Source organism: Streptacidiphilus anmyonensis (assembly GCF_000787855.1).
Taxonomy (GTDB): domain Bacteria; phylum Actinomycetota; class Actinomycetes; order Streptomycetales; family Streptomycetaceae; genus Streptacidiphilus; species Streptacidiphilus anmyonensis.
On the sequence record NZ_BBPQ01000019.1, the window covers coordinates 54,351 to 73,126 of the forward strand.

Here is an 18,776-nt window from a genome sequence, read left to right on the forward strand (position 1 = left end):
CGGAGTCGAGCGGGGGCAGGGTCGAGGCCGGAGCCGGGTCGCCGTCTCGGCGCGGGCGCGGCGTCGTCGCGGCGCGGGCGCGGCGTCGTCGCGGCGCGGGTGACGAGCCTCAGGCGGCCAGGCGCGCGGTGGAGGCGGTCGCGTCGCGGACCTCGTCGACGCGGCCGGTCGCGATGTCGAAAACCCAGCCGCGCAGCGTGATCCGCCGCTCCGCCACCGCGCGGGCGACGGAGGGGTGCGTACGGAGGGTCGCCAGCTGCGCCAGCACGTTCTGCCGGACGAGGGCCGGGACGTCCCCGGTGGCCGCCGTCCGGGCGACCGAGGTGGCCGCGAGCCGGAGCCAGTCGGCGACCGCCGGGAGGCCGCTCAGGTCGTGGCCGTGGGCGAGCGCGGTCATCGCCCCGCACGCGGAGTGCCCGCAGACGACGACGTCCCGCACGCCCAACGCGGCGACGGCGTACTCGATGCTCGCCGTGACCCCGTCGGCGCCCGGCGCGTAGGCGGGGACCAGGTTCCCGGCGGTGCGGACGACGAACAGCTCGCCGGGCTCGCACCCGGTGATCAGCTCGGGGACCACACGGGCGTCGGAGCACCCGATGAACAGGGTGTGCGGGGTGTGGTTCGCGGCCAGGTGGGCGAAGAGCTCCTCTCTGGCCGGGAAGACGTCCCGCTGGAATCGCGCGACGCCGTCGGCGAGGTCATGCATGGAATTCACTCCCTTGGATGGCGGCCTGCCCCGTGGGGCCCGACGAGATCCACCCTGCATGACCTGTATCTATAGTGTCCAAGACGCAGTAAACATGCTTGGCATAGCTGACATCTATACTTCTGTCCATGGCCCTCGAACTACGCCACCTGCGCTATCTGCTCGCTGTCGCCGAGCATGGCAACTTCACCCGCGCGGCCGAGGAGCTGCACATCTCCCAGCCGACGCTCTCGCAGCAGATCAGGCAGCTCGAACGGACGCTCGGCACGCAGCTGCTGGACCGCACCGGCCGCACCGTCCGTCTCACCGACGCCGGAGACGCGTTCGCCCGCCACGCGCGCGGCGCGCTGCGGGACCTGGCCGCCGCCGAACGCGCCGTCCACGACGTGCAGGACCTCTCACGCGGACATCTGCGCCTCGCGGTCACCCCCACGTTCTCCGCCTACCTCGTCGGCCCGCTCACCGCCGAACTTCACGCACGCCACCCCGGCCTGACCCTGACCGTGCGGGAGACGACCCAGGAACGCATCGAATCCGGGCTGCTGGCCGATGAGTTCGACCTCGGGATCGCCTTCCGGGGGCCCCATCTGCCCGGCGTCACGGCCGAGCCCCTGTTCACCGAGACGCTGACCCTGGTCACCGGCGCCGGCCACCGCGCAGGCAGCCCCGCCGCCGACCTCGGCGCCCCGCTGCCCGTCAGCGAACTGGCGGAGCACCGGCTGGCGCTGCTCAGCGGCGACTTCGCCACCCGCGGCCACATCGACGGCTACTTCACACGACACGGCGTCAGCCCGAACGTCACCGTCGAGGCCAACTCCATCCTGGCGCTCACGGAGGTCGTCCGGCGCGCTCCGCTGGCCACCGTCCTGCCCGCCGCCGTCACCCACGACCACCCCCACCTCACGCCGGTCCCCCTCGATCCGCCCCTGCCCACCCGGGCCGTCGCCCTCCTCGAACGCACCGACGCCTACCGCAGCGCCGCCAGCCGCGCCTTCACCCGGCTCACCCGCGAACTCGTCCACGCCCGCGGCTATCCGCCCGCCGCTGCTGCGGTCCCGGTCCCGTCCTGAGGCGCACGTCCGGGTCGTCGTGCTCCCAACGCGACGTTCGGCGCCGGGAGATCGGTGGCCCCCGGGGTGCCACCCGGGTGATCGGAGCGAACGCCTCACCGGTCGCCCGGTCCGTGAACGGCTCACCCAGGCGGGAACCGGCAAGCGGTTCCATCCACCGGCGTGCGAGCGGTTCCACCCACCACGGCGCGTCGCCGGCGCGAGCTCGCCGCGGACCGACGCCGGACACCGAGGCTCGGGCCGGACCCGGGGCCCCGGACGGCGACCCCAGGCGGCCGGACGCGGGCCGAACCGGGCAGGGCGGCCCCCGCGGGAGACGCTAGCCGACCGTCGTCGCCGTGCTGTCGCGCAGCACCAGCTCCGCCGCCAGGGCGACGCGACGGGGCTCGTCCCCCGAGGGTTCCAGCAGCAGGCGGACCGCCGCCTCGCCCGCCGCCTCCAGCGGCAGGCGTACGGTGCTGAGCGCCGGGCGCAGGTCCGCCGCGAAGGGGACGTCGTCGAAGCCGACGACGGAGACACGGTCCGGAACGGCGAGGCCGAGGTCGTCACGCAACCCCGCCAGTGCGCCGGCCGCCATCACGTCGTTGAGGACCAGCACCGCCGTCAGGTCCGGCCTGGCGCGCAGCAGGCGGACGGCGGCCACCCGGCCGCCCTCGCGGGTGAAATCGCCGACCGTCACGGCGTCGGGCGCCAGCGGCGCGCCGAGGCTGCGCAGCGCGCGGCGCGCACCGTCGAGGCGGTGGCGGACGGTCAGCAGCTCGGCCGGGCCGGAGACGACGCCGATCCGGCGGTGGCCGAGATCCCACAGCCCGCGCGCGGCCAGCCCGCCGCCGCCGCGGTTGGCCATGACGACGGTGTCCAGGTCCGGCCCGCGCTCGCCGACGCAGACGACGCGGCCGCCGTCCGCCTCGAAGCCCGCGATCTCCTCGGCCAGTCGCGCGGTCGCGTCGGCGTCAGCCGTGCCGCTGCCGGCCAGGATGACGGCGCGGGCACGCTGCGCGCGCAGGCTGCGCAGGTACTCCAGCTCCAGGCCCGGCTCGCGGAAGGTCGCCGCGATCATCACCATCAGCCGCTGCTCACGCGCGGCGCGCATCGCGCCCGCGGCGATCGCGCCGAAGTACGGGTCGGCGACGTCGTGGACGATCAGGCCGACGACATCGCTGGTGGCACGCGCCAGGGCCTGCGCCGGCGCATTGGAGACGTAGCGCAGCTCCTGCGCCGCCGCCTCCACCCTGCGGCGCAGCTCCTCGCCGACCGTGCGCGAGCCGCTGCCGTGCAGCACGCGCGAGGCCGTGGCCAGGGAGACGCCCGCCTGCTGGGCCACCTGCTGGAGGGTCACCCCGGCGGTGTGCACGGGACGGGTCCTTGACCGTGGATTCGCCATGACCGTACGGTACCGGGAAAGCGAGGGAAAGCGCTTTCCACTCACCGCCCCGGAACGGACTGAACGCCGTGTTCCTCACCACCACCGACGACGGCTTCCTGCGCGACGGCCGTCCGCACCGGGTCGTCTCGGCCGCGGTCCACTACTTCCGCATCCGCCCCGAGCTCTGGCGCGACCGGCTGGAGCGGCTTCGCGCCATGGGCGTCAACACGGTGGAGACGTACGTCGCGTGGAACGTCCACGAGCGTGAGCGCGGCCGGTTCGACTTCGCCGGCGCGCAGGACGTGGCCGGGTTCGTCCGGCTCGCGGGCGGGCTCGGCCTCGACGTGATCGTGCGGCCCGGTCCCTACATCTGCGCCGAGTGGGAGGCGGGCGGCCTGCCCGCCTGGCTGCTCGCCGATCCGGCCGTCCGCCTGCGCCGCACCGACGCGACGTACCTCGCCGCCGTCGACGCCTGGTTCGACGCACTGCTGCCGCAGCTGACGCCGCTTCAGGCCGAGGCGGGCGGGCCGGTCGTGGCGATGGCCGTGGAGAACGAGTACGGCAGTTTCGGCAACGACACCGCGTATCTGGAGCACCTGCGCGACGGACTGCTCCGGCGCGGCGCCACCTGCCTGCTCTTCACCGCCGACGGCGCCGAGGACTGGTTCCAACTCGGCGGCAGACTACCGGGCGTGCTGACCACCGGCACCTTCGGCTCGCGCCCGCAGGAGGCGCTGGACTGCCTGCGCCGGCACCAGCCGGACGGGCCGCTGGTCTGCATGGAGTACTGGCACGCCTGGTTCGACAGCTGGGGTGAGCCGCACCGGGTGCGCGAGGCGGCCGAGGCCGCGCAGGTCCTGGACACCCTGCTGGCGGCCGGTGCCTCGGTCAACCTCTACATGGGCCACGGCGGCACCAACTTCGGCTGGTGGAACGGCGCCAACTGCTACGACGGCCGCTACCTCCCGATCACCACCAGCTACGACTACGACGCGCCCGTCGGCGAGGGCGGCGAGCTCAGCCCCAAGTTCCACGCCTTCCGGGAGGTGATCGCACGTCACACCGGCCCGGTCGCCAACCCGTTGCCGCCGACGCCCGCACGGCTCGCGCCCCGCCGGATCGAGGGGCCGGCGGGCCGCGTCGCCCTCTTCGACTGCCTCGACCTGCTCGGCGACGCGGCCCGGCGGCTGGAGCCCGAACCGATGGAGGCGCTGGGCCAGTCGACCGGGCTCATCCTCTACCGCACCAGGCTGCGCGGCCCGTTGGCCACCGCGGACCTGCGGATCGACGGGCTGGCCGACCGCGCCCAGGTGTTCCTCGACGGCCGCGAGCTCGGCACGCTGCACCGCAACGAGCCGCTCGGCGCGGTGCCGCTGACCGTTCCGGCCGACGGCGCCCGCCTGGACGTGCTCGTGGAGAACCAGGGGCGGGTCGACTACGGCCCGCAGCTGGCCGACCGCAAGGGCATCACGGGCGGGGTCCGGCTGGAGCGGCAGTACCAGTTCGGTTGGGAGATCCGCCCGCTCCCGCTCGACCCGCTGCCCGAGCTGCCGTACTCCCAGGAGAATCCGACGGATCCGCCGGCGCAGTCGGATCCAGCGGATCCGGCGGGCCAGGCCGCCTCCGGCCCCGCCTTCCACCGTTTCGAGCTGGACCTGGGCGAGGAGCGGCCCGCCGACGGCTTCCTGGCCCTGCCGGGCTGGACCAAGGGCATGGTCTGGCTCAACGGCTTCGCTCTCGGCCGATACTGGGAGATCGGCCCGCAGCGCACCCTCTACGCCCCCGCGCCGCTCTGGCGGCCGGGACTCAACGAGGTCACCGTCCTGGAACTGCACAGCCCCGGCCGGGGCCTGGAGCTGCGGGACGCTCCGGACCTCGGCCCGACCGATCCCGCGCCGGAGGGCTTCTGAGCGCGCCCGCCACCGGGCTCGCCCTGCTCGACGCGTCGCGCGGGATCGGTCGCCTCCTGCCTCGGGGTCCGACTGCTACCAGCTGTCGTTCCGGCTCCCGTTGCCGGACCCGCCGGTGGTGAAGGAGTGGTTGCTGCCGGGCTCCCAGGTGATCGAGCCGTCGGAGTTCTTGATGAGGTACTTGTACTCGACGTAGGTGTTCGCCGGCAGGCTGACCGTGCCGCTCCACACCGGGTAGCCGGAGGAGGAGAGCGGGATGGCCTGGCTGGTGTTCCAGCTGCCGAGCGCCGGGATCGAGCCGACCAGGTAGACGTTCTGGCCCCAGCTGGTCGTCTCGTTGACGGCGAAGGACTCACCCACCGTGCCGGAGGCGGCCGTCGGCAGGTAGAGCGCCACCGCGTCCATCGCCGGGACGGTGACGGTCGCGGTCCCGTTCGTCGTGACCGAGACGGTCGAGCCGGAGCACGCGCCGGTCGACGGGGTCAGGTCGCCGTGGATGACGTCGCAGTAGTTCCCGGCCGGCAGGCCCGTCTCGAGGGTGACGGTCTTGGCGCTGCTCTCGTTGTTGATCGCGATCCAGCCGCGGTCGCCGCGGCTGAACGCGATGAAGTTGCCGCCGTCGTCGTACCAGTTGGCCACCGTCTGGCCGGCGACGGCGTTGTGCCAGCCGACCATGTTGGCGACGCCCTGGTTGCGGTCGGTGCAGAACCAGCCGTTGGAGCAGTCCGTGTTGGTGACGAAGCCGTTGGCGTCGGCCGGCGGGGAGTCGTCGCTGTTGGTCCAGTCGAAGCTCGCGTAGACCTGCGGGACGTCGTAGCCCCAGGCCAGCTCGTAGAGGTTGGCCAGGATGTAGCTCGCGCCGGACTTGTAGTTCAGGGTGCTGCCGTCGCGCTCGGTGTCGTGGTTGGTCACCATCGACGTCGAGGCGGACGGCGGCTCCAGGCCCCAGCTCTGGCCGAAGGTCTTGAGGTTGGCGATGTTCCCGGTGAACTGCGCCTTGAGGTCCTGGGCGTAGGTGAACTCGATGACGCTGCCGTTGGACTCGAAGGCGGCGGGCTGCAGCGCGCTGTTCGTGCTGCCGGGGATGACCTCCTGGTAGACGTAGGGGCGCGTGTTCGTCCAGGTGGTGTTGTGCACCTGGGCGAGGATCGCCGTCATGTCCGCCTGGTTGATGTGCTTGGCGGCGTCCATCCGGAAGCCGTCCACGCCGTCGGCGACGAGGCTGTTGAGGTAGCCGGCCTCCTGGGTGCGCACGTGGGAGGTCTCGGTGGCGAGGTCCTCCAGGTTGGACAGGTCGCAGTCCTGCACCTGGGTCTGGTTGTTCCAGTCCTGGATGGAGAGGTCCGAGTCGGGGCAGTTGCCCGGGTACTGGTGGAAGTCGGAGCTGCTGTAGCCGGGCTGGGAGTAGCTCTCGGTCGACGAGTTGAAGGTGTCGCCGCCGTAGGAGTCGGTGCTGGTGTTGTTGTTGCCCGCCATGTGGTTGAGCACGGCGTCGGCGTAGACCTTGACGCCGGCGTTGTGGCAGGTCGTGACCATGGAGGCGAACTGCGCGGCGTTGCCCATCCGACTGTTGAGGTCGTAGCCGATCGGCTGGTAGACGTCCCACCACGCGTGGGTCGATCCGGCGAGCCGGATGGAGTCCTCCGGCGGGGCCACCTCGACCGCGCCGTAGCCCTTCGGGCCGAGCACGTTGGTGCACTCGCTCGCGACGGAGGTCCAGTTCCACTCGAAGAGGTTGGCGATCACGTCGCCGCCGTCGGGCGCGGCGGCGGCGTGCGCGGGCACCGCCTGGACGGTCAGCGGCAGCACGGCGCCGGCGAGCAGCGCGCCGACGCCGGCCCAGCGGGCCTGACGGCGGCCTGCCGCACGGCGCGGTACGGGCTGCGCCGAGGTGTCCTGTCCCGGCTGCGGTCTCGACGGGACGCGCTTCTGGATGCGCTTCATGGGGCTCTCTCCTGTGCGCACGGCCCGGCCGCGGACGACCGGGAGCCGGGCAGCACGACGTGAGCGCGTCGTCGCGCCGGAGGAACCGGTGGCCGTGGGGAGCCAGGGGGTGGGTGCGCGACGGTCGGCCACGACCTGTCCCCGGCTGTGACCGCCCGCCGCGTACGCGACCTTCTCGCGGTGTTGATGACGGCGTCAATAACCGCGTGGAAATTCTTACCGCAACTTTCGGCAACACCTTTCGAAGCCCGTTCGTCGCGCCCTGCGCCCATCCGGGTGTTCCCCGCGGTGTTGCGCTGCCGGAGGCGGGCGGCAGGCGGATCAGCGGAGATCATGGGCGCCGGACCACGAGACGAGGAGCGCCATGGCCACCGCAAGCTCCCCCCGGCCGCCCACGCGCGGGGCCCGCGCGATGACGCTCGTGCGCAACGGCCGGCTGTGGCTGGTCCCCACCATCCTCTGCGCCCTGGTCACGCTCTTCCTCTCGCTGCTCTACATGGGCGGCATCATCGACCCCAACGGCCACCTGCACCGGCTGCCCATCGGCCTGGTGAACGAGGACCAGGGCGCGCCGCCGCCCGGCCAGACACAGAACGTCGGCACCCAGATCACCGCCGCCATCCCGGCGCAGACGCCCGGCCGGACCGTCCAGTGGCGGCCGCTGACGGCCGCCCAGGCCCAGGACCAGCTCTCCTCCGGCAAGATCTACGGGGCGCTGGTCGTCCCCCAGGACTTCACCGCCTCCATCGAGGCACTCGGCACCATGAAGGCGACGGCGCTGCCCACCCTCACCGTGCTCACCAACCCGGGCCTGGGCAGCCTCGGCTCCTCGCTCGCCGCGCAGATCTCGCAGAGCGCCGCCCACCAGGCCTCCCTCAGCATCGGCCAGCAGCTGTCCCGGTCCGCCGCCGCCCAGGGCGCGAACGCGACCACGCAGACGCTGCTCAGCGACCCCGTCTCGGTCACCACCCAGCAGGGCCATCCGATCCCCTCCCACAGCGGGCTGGGTCTCAGCGCCTTCTACTACACGCTGCTGCTGGTGCTGACCGGCTTCCTGGGAGCCAACATCGTCCACAACGGCGTCGACTCCGGCCTCGGCTACGCCGACACCGAGCTCGGCCCCTGGCACAGCCGGCGTCCCACCGTCCCGATCAGCCGGACGCAGACCCTGCTGCTGAAGATGACCATGACCTCGTTCATCGTCATCCTCACCACCACGCTGGTCATGATCGCCACCATCGCGATCCTCGGCATGAGCGCCACACACCTGCCACTGCTGTGGATCTTCTCCTACTGCGCGAGCCTGGCGGTGGGCCTGGGCGTGCAGGCGATCAACGCGGCCTTCGGCGGGATCGGCCAGCTGGTGGCGATGTTCGTCTTCATCGCCCTGGCCCTGCCGTCCTCCGGGGCCACGATCCCGCTGCAGGCCGTCCCGGGCTTCTACCGCTTCCTCGCCGTCTTCGAGCCCATGCGGCAGCTCAGTGACGGCATCCGGGCGATCCTCTACTTCGACGCCCGCGCCGACGCCGGACTCACCCGCGCCTGGATCATGATCGCGATCGGCTGGACGGCCGCGCTCCTCTTCGGCTTCGGCATGACGCTGTACTACGACCGCAGGGGCCTGCACCGCCTCACCCCGCAGCCGGAGCGCACGCCGACCTAGGTCGGGCGGACGGCAGGGCCCCCGCGGCGGGGCTCGTGCCGAAAGGCCCGCGCCGGAAGGCCCGCGCGGGAAGGCTCGGGGGCCCGGTCCGGTTGCTCCTTGTGTGAACGCACCGTTGAGGCTCTCGCTGCTGGACCGGTCCGTGCTGCGCGAGGGGCAGACCGCCGCGCAGGCGCTGCGCGACACCGTCGCACTGGCGCGGTACGCGGAGGAGCTCGGCTACCACCGCTTCTGGGTCTCGGAGCACCACGGGGTGCCGGGGATCGCCGGTTCCGCGCCCACCGTGCTGGCCGCGGCCGTCGCGGGGGCGACGTCGCGGATCCGGGTCGGGACGGGCGGGGTGATGCTGCCCAACCACCGGCCGTTCGTGGTGGCCGAGCAGTTCGCCGTGCTCGGGTCGCTCTTTCCAGGGCGGATCGACCTGGGGCTCGGCCGTTCCGTCGGCTTCACCCGCGCCGTGCAGGAGGCGCTCGGTCACACCGTGCGGGACGCGGAGGACTTCCCCGAGCGGCTCGCCGAACTGCTCGACTTCCTGCGAGGCGACGACGCGCGCCGTCCCGGCCTGCGGGTGCAGCCGGCGGACGGGCTGCCGGTGCCGCCGTTCGTCCTCGCGCTCGGCGCGGGCGCGCGGATCGCCGCCGAGGCGGGCCTCCCCGTCGTGGTCGGCGGCGTGCACGACCGCGCGCGGCTGCTGGCGGCGGTCGCGGAGTACCGGGACGCGTTCAAGCCCTCGCCTTGGCGCGACGAGCCCTACGTCGTCATCGCGGCGCCGGTCGCCGTCGGCGGGACGGCCGAGGAGGCCCGGGAGATGCTGGCGGCCGAGTCCTGGTCGCTGGCCCAGGCCCGCACGCTCGGTGCCTTCCCGCCACTATCCCCGCCCGAGGCGGTGCGGTCGGCGCGGATGACAGCGCGGCAGCGCACCCTCTTCGAGCAGGCGCGGGCCGGGCACGTCGCGGGCACGGAGGACGAGGTGCGCGGGGCCCTGGACGAGCTGGTCACGGCCACGGGAGCGGACGAGATCCTGGTCACCGCCAGCGCCTACGACCCCGCCCGGTTGCGCGCGTCCCTCGCCGGGCTGGCCCGGGTGGCGCACCCCGACCGAAGAAGTTGACTTTCATCATTGTTGATGACCTCATGTATTCTGAAGGAGCACTGCCAGGAACGAAGGAGCAAGACCGTGCGCGTGGAGATCTGGGGCGACATCAACTGCCCGTGGTGCTACATCGGCAAGGCCCGCTTCGAGAAGGCGCTGGCCGCCTTCCCGCACCGGGACCAGGTCGAGGTCGTCCACCGCTCCTTCGAGCTGGACCCGCAGGCCCCGCAGGAGCCGCGCCCGGTCCTGCCCGCGATCGCCGCGAAGTACGGCATCAGCGTCGACCAGGCCCGCGAGGCCGAGGAGCGGATCGCCTCGCACGCCCACGGCGAGGGCCTGCCCTACCGGGGCGCCGAGCGCGACGTCGCAAACAGTTTCGACATGCACCGCCTGCTGCACTTCGCCGAGGAGCGGGGCCGCCAGGAGCAGCTGCTCGACCTGCTCTACCGCGAGAACTTCGACGGCGACACCTCCCCCTTCGCCCCCGGCCGACTGCTCGCGCTCGCCGTCGAGGCGGGCCTCGACGAGCGCCAGGCAGCCGACGTCCTGGCCGACCCGGCCGCCCATGCCGACGCCGTCCGCGAGGACGAGGCCACCGCCGCGGCCCTGGGCGCCACCGGTGTCCCGTTCTACGTCTTCGACCGCCGCCTCGGCGTCTCGGGCGCCCAGCCCCCGGCCGCGTTCACCTCCGCGCTGGAGCAGGCCTGGAGCACCCGGACGGTCCCGCAGACCTGAGCGGTGTCACCCGGGCGGCCTCACCTCGGTTGTGGCGACCCGTCGCCTGGCCAAGGCTGGGACGAAGGCGCGTACGTCCGGATGAGGTGAGGATGTGCTGACGGCGAAGAGCGTGTTCCGGGAGATCCTGGACGACGACGAGGCGTTCCGACTCTTCTGCTCGATCGCGGCGAGCGGTGAGGCGCAGGGCGGCTGGGAGAACGGTCGCATCGCGGCGCTCCTGCCGGAAAGCCTCGGCTACCTCGCCCCGCGCGTCGCGCGGCACGGAGCCGACGAGGACAAGCACGGCCGGATCTTCAACGCGCTGCTGCACAAGCGCGGCCTCGCGCCCGTCCCGGTGCCGCCGGAGGCCGACTACACGATGATCCTGGAGCGCCTGGGCATCGGCCTCTCCCACCGCAAGCTCTCCGCCGACAAGCCGCTCACCGAGCACGACGTCGTCGCCTACCTGGCCCACAGCCGCGTCACCGAGCAGCGGGCGAGCGAGCAGATGCGCATGCTGGTCCACTACTTCGGCGACGACCAGGTCATCGGCAAGGCGGTCCGCATGATCTGCCGCGACGAGGACAACCACCTCGCGTACTGCCACGAGGAGTTGCTCCGCCTCGCGGCGGCGGGCCGGGGCCGCGAGATCAAGGACCTGCTCGACCGGAGCGCGGCCGCCGAGATCCGCGTCTACCGCGACGTGAGCCTCGCGGTGATGGGCCGGATGGCGGAGATCCTGCGCTGGCCGAAGGCGAAGGCGGCGGTCATCAGTACGGGCATCCACGGGATGTACGGGGTGGAGCGCGTGGGAGGCTGGTACCGGATGGTCAGCCTTCGGATGCCGGAGCGCATCGGGGCGCTGGACGGGCCCGTGCCGGCCCCGGCGGCGCCCGAGTTCGCCTGAGTCCGGTCCGCTGAGCCCGGCCGGGTACGGCTGGGTACGGCTGGCTACGGGCGAGTTCCCGTCGGCGACACGCGGTTCGCCCCCGGACGATCCTTGCGCGGGCTGCGAAGCCGGTGCACCTGCTCGATTCGCCAGGTTTCGCCGCCCCCGCGCTACTCCCCCACACCCCTGGACGACGCACCAGGCTGGTGATCGTGAAAGCGAACGAGAACACGCACCAGCTGCCCGTCCGCCTGCCCGCCTCCTTCGTCCGGTGGTGGCTGGCCGATCCCGCCCAGGAGTCTCAGCCCCAGTCCTTGTCCAGGTCCAACTCCGCACGGCGCTGCGTGAACGAGAACCAGTTGCCCGAGTCGTCGCGGAAGATCGCCTCCGTCCCGTAGGGGCGCTCCTGCGGCTCCTGAAGGAACTCCACGCCGCGCGCCTTCATGGCCGCGTAGTCGGCGTGGATGTCGTCCGTGGCGAAGACGCCCGCGCCGAGGACGCCCTTGGCGACGAGCCGCTTCAGCTCCTCCGCGGACTCCGGGTCCAGCGCGGGCGGACCCGGGACCATCAGGGTGATCTCCAGATCCGGCTGGTCCTTGGCGCCGACGGTGAGCCAGCGCATCCCGCCCTCCCCCATGGTCATGTCCGTGCGGACCTCCAGCCCGAGCTTCTGCGTGTAGAACTCCCTGGCCCGGTCGTGGTCCAGCACCCAGACGTTGGCGATGGACATGCCCTTGATCACGGCAGTCTCCTCCGGTTCCGGCGAGGGCGCGTCCCGCCCTCGCTCCTGCTGACCACCGTAGAGACGTCGGGGCTCAGTCGGCTTCTCCGGAATTGCGCTCCTGCTCCGGCTCCTGCTCCCGCCCTTCCCGGGCGTGGAACGCCTTGAAGCCGCCGTGCCAGAGCAGGGCGTAGCAGCCGGGGACGAGGGCGCTCCCGGCCTCGACGTGCCGCGCCCGGTACTGGCTCGGAGTCAGGCCGGTGTGCTTCCGGAAGCTCGATGAGAAGGTGCCGAGACTGGCGAAGCCGACCAGGGTGCAGATCTCGGTGACCGACAGGTCCGCGGTCCGCAGCAGTTCCTCGGCGCGCTCGATGCGCCGCCGGCTGAGGTACTGCCCGGGCGTCTGCCCGTAGGCCGCCCGGAAGACGCGGATGAAGTGGTACCGCGAGTAGCCCGCCGCCCCGGCGACCGCGTCCAGGTCGATCGGCTCGGCCCAATCGCGGTCCATGGCGTCCTTGGCCAGCCGCAGCCGACGCAACTGCGCAAGCCGGGCGCGCTGCGCCTCGGACGGCCCGCCGGACGGGTGGTCGGTACGGCTCACCCTTCGATCGTGTCACGGCGCACCGACACATACGGTCCAGGTCCGCTGAAGGGTCCCGCCAGGAGCGAAGAGAGCACTCCCGGAAGCCTTGCGGGATGCGCCTCCCGCCGATGCCCCAGCCGCAGGATACGGAGATCCAGGAGCCGCCCCTGATCCCTGGTCAGGTAGGCCGCTCGCTGCGGCTCTACTGGGAGGGCACGCACGCCGAGGCGGAGCAGGTCTACCGGCTGGGCATGTCGGCGGCGCAGACGCCCGAGGTTGCCGCCGTCCTGGACAACCACGCGCACCGGGTCACTGGTTCTCGGCCGACTGCTGCTTCGCTCGCCACTCCGCGCCCGCGCGCTGGATGCGGTCCCACAGGGCAGCGCGGTCGGCGTCGTCGATGGCCGAGAGGTCCAGGTGGAACACGTCCGTTGCGAGCTTGAACAGCTCCTCGGCGGACTCGAGGAGCCGTGTGGTGCGCCGTCCGGCCCCCTCGTCGCGGGTGAACTCGTCGTCCAGGACGAACTCGGCACCGCCCGCGTCGCGGCGGAAGAGCTCGAACCACATGACGTAGGGAGACTTCGGCGACGTCGAGAACTCGGTGTGGCAGGCCATGAAGTCCTCCCACGTGGCCGGTGCCAGGGTGAAGTCCATGCTGTGGAACGTCGTCTGCGCCGGATCGGTGCAGAACCGCCAGGCGTCCGGGCCGATCTCCGGCAGCGGCCGCAGCTCGAAGCGGAAGGGGCCCTGGTTGTGGACGCCCTCCCGGAGCGGGATGGGCTCGTGGTGCGAGTTGGCCAGGCCGACGTCGACCGACCAGCGTTCGCCGTCGATCACGACGGTGAGGGCCATGTGCGTGGCGTATTCGTCGGCGGACGCCTTGGCGGTCGCGGCAGAGCCGTTGATCTGGCCGCGGTGGACGGTGACGTCGTACCCGAGGGCGGTCAGCAGCTCGCTGAACGCGTTGTTGAGGTTGAAGCAGTAGCCGCCCCGGCCGGCCAGGATACGGGCTATGGACTCGGCCGGGTCGATGCCCTGCGGGCGCCCGAGCTGGATGTCGACGTTCTCGAAGGCGATGAGCTCGACGTGGGCGCGGTGAAGCCTGCGCAGAGTGTCGAGCGACGGAGCGCCGAGGGACTCCGGGTCGTCGACGCCGAGCCTGGCCAGGTAGGGCGCGACCCAGGCGGGATGATCGTTCGTCTTCGAGGTCATGGCTGCGAACCCTAGTGCAGCATCACCCGGATCCCGCAGGGATTATCGCTGCGCTGTACTGGCTGGCGCTCCGACGGCGATGGTCCCGTGAAAGAACGGTTGACGGCGCGTCTCGCTGCGGGTTGAGCCCGGCGACTGCCAGGCGCAGCCGACACGGCTGCGCCCGGGGCGCAGGGTTCAGTCCGGGACCGGCAGGATCGCGCTGAGCGGCAGGACGCTGTGCCGGAGGTCCGGGTCGACGGGGTTGTTGAACGGCGGGTACTTGGGCGCGCCCGCGTTCCTGCGGTAGACCTCGGTGGAGATCTCGGGGCTGCGGTCGAACTCGGGGATCACCCGGTCGCCGAAGAGTTCGACCATCTCCAGGTGCTCCTCGAAGGTCATGCCGCCCGCGAGGCCGAACACCAACTGGTCGCAGCCGACGCGCTGGTAGGCCTCGACCTGTTCGCAGACCTCGTCCGGGGTGCCGCAGAGCAGGTAGCCGCCGGCGATCAGCTCGTCGAGCAGCTCCTCGCCGCCGAACGCGCCGAGGTTGATGGGCGGTTCGGGCCAGGTGATGCCGTCGGCGGACTTCGGCATGGTGTCGTGGTAGAGGTTGACCAGCGTGACGATGTAGGCGTTGCCCGCCGAGAGCGCGATCTCGCGGGCCCGCTTGCGGTCGTTGAGGCAGACGACGGCGTTGGTCATCATCACGTTGTTGTTCTGGTAGTCCCCGAGGATCTCGACGGGGTTCTCCGCCGCCTCCTTGTAGGCCTCGATCCGGCCCTTGAGGTTGTAGATCGGCTCGAAGTTGAAGGCGATGGCGCCGATGCCCAGCGAGCCCGCCTTGGCGAACGAGGGCGGATTGCCGCAGGCCATCCAGATCGGCGGGTGGGAGTGCCCGTAGGGCTTGGGCAGGATGTTGTGCGGGGTGGGGACGGTGAAGTGCCGCCCCTCGAAGGAGTAGTCGTACTGCTCCCACATCCGCACGATCTCGCGGGAGACCTCGTCCCACTCGGGTTTGGTGGAGTCGGTCTCCAGGATGTTGAACGACCTCAGCTCGTGGGAGCCCGCGCCTCGGCCCGTGCCCCACTCGAAACGGCCCTCGGTGATGTGGTCCAGCATGGCCGCGCGTTCGGCGAAGCGGACGGGGTGCTCCTTGCGCGGGGAGAGGGAGTTGATGCCGGTGCCGAGGTGGATCCGCTCGGTGCGGGCGGCGACGTAGCCCATGACGACCTCGGGCGCGGACATGTGGCTGTACTCGGTGAGGGAGTGGTGCTCCCCGAACCAGACGAACTTCCAGTGGTGCTTGTCCGCCTTGATGGCGATCTCCATCTCGCGGCGCAGCGCGAGATGCTCCGAGGCCCGGTCGTGCGCGGCCGGGCCGGGGATGAACCCGTTGACGAAGATGCCGAATTCCACGGAGGGTCCTCCTGGCTGTGACGGAGTGTGCAGCGCCGCAAGAACATCTGACTATCCATCAGATTTGACGACAAGGCAACGGCCATGGGGTCCCGCCGCCGAATCCCTGCCACCCGGGCCCAGGCGGGTGGATACTCCAGCTGCGGGCGGGCTCGCTCCGCGTGCTTCGGGGGGACGGGGACGCGATGAGCATGATCTGGTGGGGCGTCACCTCACGTTCGCTGCGCCGCCTCACGGCGCGCGCACGGCAGGGGTGGCGTCGGGCGGTGACGGGGGCGCTCGGCGGGACCGGGTTCGTCCTCGTCGTGGCCGGCGCGGAGCAGCACACCGCGCACGCCCAACATCTGTGGATGGCAGGCGCGTTGCCCTTCGCCGCGGCGGCCGTCGGGTGGCAGGTGTGGCGCGCGCCGGAGGAGGGGCTGCCCGACGCGCTGCGGCTGCGTGAACGCAGTCGGCGGATCGGTCTGCGGACGGCCTCGGTGCCCGGCTTCGGCGCCTCGGTCGGCCTGGTCGTCCACCTCGGCGCGCACGGCGCTCTCGCCCACCAGGCGGGCGTGGCCGCGCTGTGGGCGGTGGCCGCCGCTCCCGTCCCGGTCCTGGCGGAGGGCGCACTGTGGGCCGCCGCACCGCGTCGGCTGCGCCTCCAGGTGCGCACGGCGCGCATCGCGGAGGCGGTACGGGAGGTGAACTCCGGCGTCGGGCGGCTCTCGCAGCTCGCCTTCGACCCCGAGGCCGGCTACGCCGGGGCCCCGGTCCCGCACCGGTCGCTCGCACCCGCCGACCACCTCGGAGCGGCGCGCGAGGCACGGCCGACGCGGGAGCAGACCGTGGCGATGCTGGGCCTGAGCCTGCTGAACCGCGCCCACCGGACCTGGATCCGGGAGGCGTCGCTGCGCTGGGACGGCGAGGCGCTGATCCTCACCGACGGCCGCCGCAACAGCGTGGCCGTCCCGCACGACGGAACGCGGCGCCCCGGGCACGGGCGGCTCGCGGACCGCCCGGTCGAGCTGGTCTGGCTGCGCGAGCAGGCCCCGGGCGAGCCGGGCTGGCAGATCCGCCTCCTGCTGCTGGACGCGTCCGGCCGCCGCCTGCTCACCATGCCGGGGCTGGGCTTCCTCTACGGCGAGATGGCCGCGGTCGCCGCGGCGTCCGGGCTGCGCTTCACCTTCCACAACTGGGCCGGCGCCCCGCCGGAACTCCCCGGACGCCGCCTGTGGACGCGCGTCTTCCCCCGCCGTCGCGGGCACGTCCGCCTGCGGATGGCCCGCCGTCTCTGAGCACGCGCCTGCGACGGTCGACCGGGATGCGGAAAGATCTTCGTCGGCCGTGTCGATCCACGGCCGCGCCGTTCGACCTGGGGTAGAGAGGTCGAAGGGCGACCCTCACCGGTCTAGGAGGCCGAGATGGCGAAGTACATGCTGATCATGCGGAACACCGACGAGTCGCTGGCGAAGATGATGGGGACGCCGTTCGAGCAGATGCTGGAGACCGTCGGCCGCTTCAACGAGGAGCTGATCAAGGCGGGCGTGCTCGTCGCCGCCGAGGGACTGGACGACCCCGGCCAGGGCGTCGTCGTCGACTACAGCAGTGAGACGCCCGTCGTCACCGACGGCCCCTACGGCGAGACGAAGGAGCTGTTCGGCGGCTTCTACCTGCTCGACGTGGCCTCGAAGGAGGAGGCCGTGGAGTGGGCGCGGCGCATGCCCGCGATCCCGGGCTCGAGGTGCGAGATCCGGCGGGTCCCGGGGATCGACGAGTTCCCGCAGGACAACGAGTGGATCGTCAAGGAGCGCGCCTGGCGCGAGCGGACGGGCCAGCTCTGATGCGGCAGGCCGGCGACGGCCCGTCGGACGCCGCCTCGTCGCGCGCCGCCTCGGAAGCTGCGGCGAGCGCCGCCTCGGAAGCCGCCTCGGGCGGCGCCGAGGCGGCGCGGCGCGCCGTCGAGGCCGTGTGGCGCATCGACTCGGCGCGGATCGTCGGCGCGCTGGCCCGCTACACCGGCGACTTCGAGCTGGCCGAGGACGTCGCGCAGGAGGCGCTCGCGGAGGCGCTGGTCGGCTGGGCCCGCGACGGCGCGCCCGCGAACCCGGTGGGCTGGCTGCTGGCGACCGGTCGGCGACGGGCCATCGACGCCTTCCGCCGCCGCTCGGCGCGGGACGAGCGCTACGCGCTGCTGGCCGGCCCGCTCACCGAGGGCGGGACCAGCTCTGGCGCGGTCGACCCGCAGCGCCCGGCGGACGACCTGCCGTGGGATCCGGACCGGGTGGAGGACGACGTCCTGGCGCTGATCTTCATCGCGTGCCATCCGGTGCTCTCGCCGGAGGCCCGCGTCGCGCTGACGCTACGGGCGGTGGGCGGCCTCACCAGCGAGGAGATCGCGCGGGCCTTCCTGGTCCCGGTCGCCACCGTGCAGGCGCGGATCACCCGGGCGAAGAAGACGATCGCGGCGGCGCGGGTGCCGTTCGAACTCCCGCCCGCCGAGGACCGGCGCGAGCGGCTCGGCGGGGTGCTCAGCGTGCTGTACGTGATCTTCACGGAGGGGTCGACGGCGACGTCGGGAGACGCGCTGCTCCGGCCCGACCTGGCCTACGAGGCGATCCGGCTGGGTCGCATGCTGGCCGCGCTGCTGCCCGAGGAGCCGGAGGTCCACGGAGTTCTCGCACTGTTCGAGCTGACGGCGGCACGGTTCCCGGCCCGCACCGGCCCGGACGGCGAGGCGGTGCTGCTGGAGCACCAGGACCGGCGGCTGTGGGACCGCTCGGCGATCCGCCGCGGCCTGGCCGCGCTCGGCCGCGCCTCGGCGGCCGGACGCGGGCTCGGCCCGTACGGGCTCCAGGCCGCGATCGCCGCCTGCCACGCCGTCGCTCCGTCGGTCGCCGAGACCGACTGGGACCGCATCGTACTGCTCTACGAGTCGCTGGGGCGGGTCGCGCCCTCACCGGTGGTGGAGCTGAACCGCGCGGTCGCCGTCGCCATGGGCCACGGCCCGCAGGCCGCGCTCGACCTGGTGGACGACCTGCTCGTCTCCGGCCGCCTCTCAGGATCGCACCTGCTGCCGGGCGTGCGGGGCGAGCTGCTGACCCGCCTCGGCCGCACCGCGGAGGCCCGCGCGGAGCTGGAACTCGCCGCCCGCCTGTGCGGCAACGCCCAGGAGCGCGCGGTGCTCCTCCGCAAGGCGGCGGCACTGCCACCCGACCCGGCCTGAGCGGAACCGGCCCTGTGCCGGACCGGCACAAACCCCGGTCCGCCGCCCACCGAGACGGCCACGCCGCGCCGGACCGCACGGCGGTCCCCGCCTACGCGGCACGGAGCCAGCCGGCCACAGGCCCCGGCCGCACGTCGCCGGACGCACGCGCAGGCCCCACACCCCTCGCCGCAGGCGCGGGTCCGGCCGGGCCGACGGGCCCGCCAGGGCCGCCCCCACGCGGGTCGCGCCCCAGGCGGCCCGAAGGGCCGGGGCCGCCTGGGGTGCGGAGGGCGCGAACGCCCCGCGGCGGGGGCGGT

16 protein-coding genes are annotated in these 18,776 nt (G+C 72.7%); 9 read left to right on the top strand and 7 right to left on the bottom strand.

Going from position 1 to position 18,776, the window contains the following annotated elements:
- Window positions 1-109: 109 nt before the first annotated feature.
- Window positions 110-706: a carbonic anhydrase gene (locus TR50_RS18985; RefSeq protein ID WP_042422483.1), complete on the bottom strand. Its 597-nt coding sequence runs from the start codon at window positions 704-706 to the stop codon at window positions 110-112.
- Window positions 707-834: 128 nt separating this feature from the next.
- On the opposite strand from TR50_RS18985, the gene cynR reads away from it, so the two are divergent.
- Window positions 835-1,776, top strand: a complete 942-nt coding sequence (cynR, locus tag TR50_RS18990) for a transcriptional regulator CynR (RefSeq protein WP_042422488.1) — start codon at window positions 835-837, stop codon at window positions 1,774-1,776.
- A gap of 319 nt (window positions 1,777-2,095) precedes the next feature.
- Here cynR and TR50_RS18995 read toward each other — a convergent pair whose 3' ends face one another.
- Window positions 2,096-3,130 (bottom strand): LacI family DNA-binding transcriptional regulator, encoded by a 1,035-nt coding sequence (locus tag TR50_RS18995; protein WP_042422490.1) that lies wholly within the window; start codon window positions 3,128-3,130, stop codon window positions 2,096-2,098.
- Between the two features lie 98 nt (window positions 3,131-3,228).
- Between TR50_RS18995 and TR50_RS19000 the strand changes: the two genes are divergently transcribed.
- Window positions 3,229-5,052 (top strand): glycoside hydrolase family 35 protein, encoded by a 1,824-nt coding sequence (locus TR50_RS19000; RefSeq protein WP_042422492.1) that lies wholly within the window; start codon window positions 3,229-3,231, stop codon window positions 5,050-5,052.
- A 75-nt stretch (window positions 5,053-5,127) separates the two neighbouring features.
- Here the strand turns inward: TR50_RS19000 and TR50_RS19005 are convergent, their stop codons facing one another.
- Complete coding sequence (locus tag TR50_RS19005) at window positions 5,128-6,996, bottom strand: carbohydrate-binding module family 20 domain-containing protein (RefSeq protein WP_042422494.1); 1,869 nt, start codon at window positions 6,994-6,996, stop codon at window positions 5,128-5,130.
- Between the two features lie 364 nt (window positions 6,997-7,360).
- Here TR50_RS19005 and TR50_RS19010 point away from each other — a divergent pair, with 364 nt between their 5' ends.
- From TR50_RS19010 to TR50_RS19025, 4 genes are all read left to right on the top strand, one after another.
- The gene (locus TR50_RS19010) at window positions 7,361-8,659 is read left to right on the top strand and encodes a YhgE/Pip domain-containing protein (RefSeq protein ID WP_042422496.1); all 1,299 of its coding nucleotides are present in this window, start codon (window positions 7,361-7,363) and stop codon (window positions 8,657-8,659) included.
- A gap of 103 nt (window positions 8,660-8,762) precedes the next feature.
- Complete coding sequence (locus TR50_RS19015; protein WP_042422499.1) at window positions 8,763-9,770, top strand: LLM class flavin-dependent oxidoreductase; 1,008 nt, start codon at window positions 8,763-8,765, stop codon at window positions 9,768-9,770.
- Between the two features lie 66 nt (window positions 9,771-9,836).
- Complete coding sequence (locus TR50_RS19020) at window positions 9,837-10,487, top strand: DsbA family oxidoreductase (protein WP_042422501.1); 651 nt, start codon at window positions 9,837-9,839, stop codon at window positions 10,485-10,487.
- Between the two features lie 94 nt (window positions 10,488-10,581).
- Window positions 10,582-11,376, top strand: coding sequence for a hypothetical protein (locus TR50_RS19025; RefSeq protein ID WP_042422503.1), 795 nt, complete (start codon window positions 10,582-10,584; stop codon window positions 11,374-11,376).
- 283 nt (window positions 11,377-11,659) lie between these two features.
- On the opposite strand, the gene TR50_RS19030 is transcribed toward TR50_RS19025, so the two are convergent.
- From TR50_RS19030 to TR50_RS19045, 4 genes are all read right to left on the bottom strand, one after another.
- Window positions 11,660-12,100 (bottom strand): VOC family protein, encoded by a 441-nt coding sequence (locus TR50_RS19030; protein ID WP_042422505.1) that lies wholly within the window; start codon window positions 12,098-12,100, stop codon window positions 11,660-11,662.
- Between the two features lie 73 nt (window positions 12,101-12,173).
- Entirely contained in the window at window positions 12,174-12,587 is a 414-nt protein-coding gene (locus TR50_RS19035; RefSeq protein WP_084700542.1) for a helix-turn-helix transcriptional regulator, read from the bottom strand.
- Window positions 12,588-12,971: 384 nt separating this feature from the next.
- Complete coding sequence (locus tag TR50_RS19040; protein ID WP_042422507.1) at window positions 12,972-13,874, bottom strand: arylamine N-acetyltransferase family protein; 903 nt, start codon at window positions 13,872-13,874, stop codon at window positions 12,972-12,974.
- Window positions 13,875-14,051: 177 nt separating this feature from the next.
- A complete protein-coding gene (locus TR50_RS19045; RefSeq protein ID WP_052441096.1) occupies window positions 14,052-15,272 on the bottom strand; it encodes an LLM class flavin-dependent oxidoreductase in 1,221 nt (406 codons plus the stop codon).
- 185 nt (window positions 15,273-15,457) lie between these two features.
- On the opposite strand from TR50_RS19045, the gene TR50_RS19050 reads away from it, so the two are divergent.
- The 3 genes from TR50_RS19050 (at window position 15,458) to TR50_RS19060 (ending at window position 18,477) form a co-directional block, all read left to right on the top strand.
- Complete coding sequence (locus tag TR50_RS19050) at window positions 15,458-16,549, top strand: hypothetical protein (RefSeq protein ID WP_042422509.1); 1,092 nt, start codon at window positions 15,458-15,460, stop codon at window positions 16,547-16,549.
- 126 nt (window positions 16,550-16,675) lie between these two features.
- Window positions 16,676-17,095 (top strand): YciI family protein, encoded by a 420-nt coding sequence (locus TR50_RS19055; RefSeq protein WP_042422511.1) that lies wholly within the window; start codon window positions 16,676-16,678, stop codon window positions 17,093-17,095.
- Complete coding sequence (locus TR50_RS19060; RefSeq protein WP_084700544.1) at window positions 17,068-18,477, top strand: RNA polymerase sigma factor; 1,410 nt, start codon at window positions 17,068-17,070, stop codon at window positions 18,475-18,477. Before TR50_RS19055 ends, TR50_RS19060 begins: the two co-directional genes overlap by 28 nt.
- The last annotated feature ends 299 nt before the right edge of the window (window positions 18,478-18,776 follow it).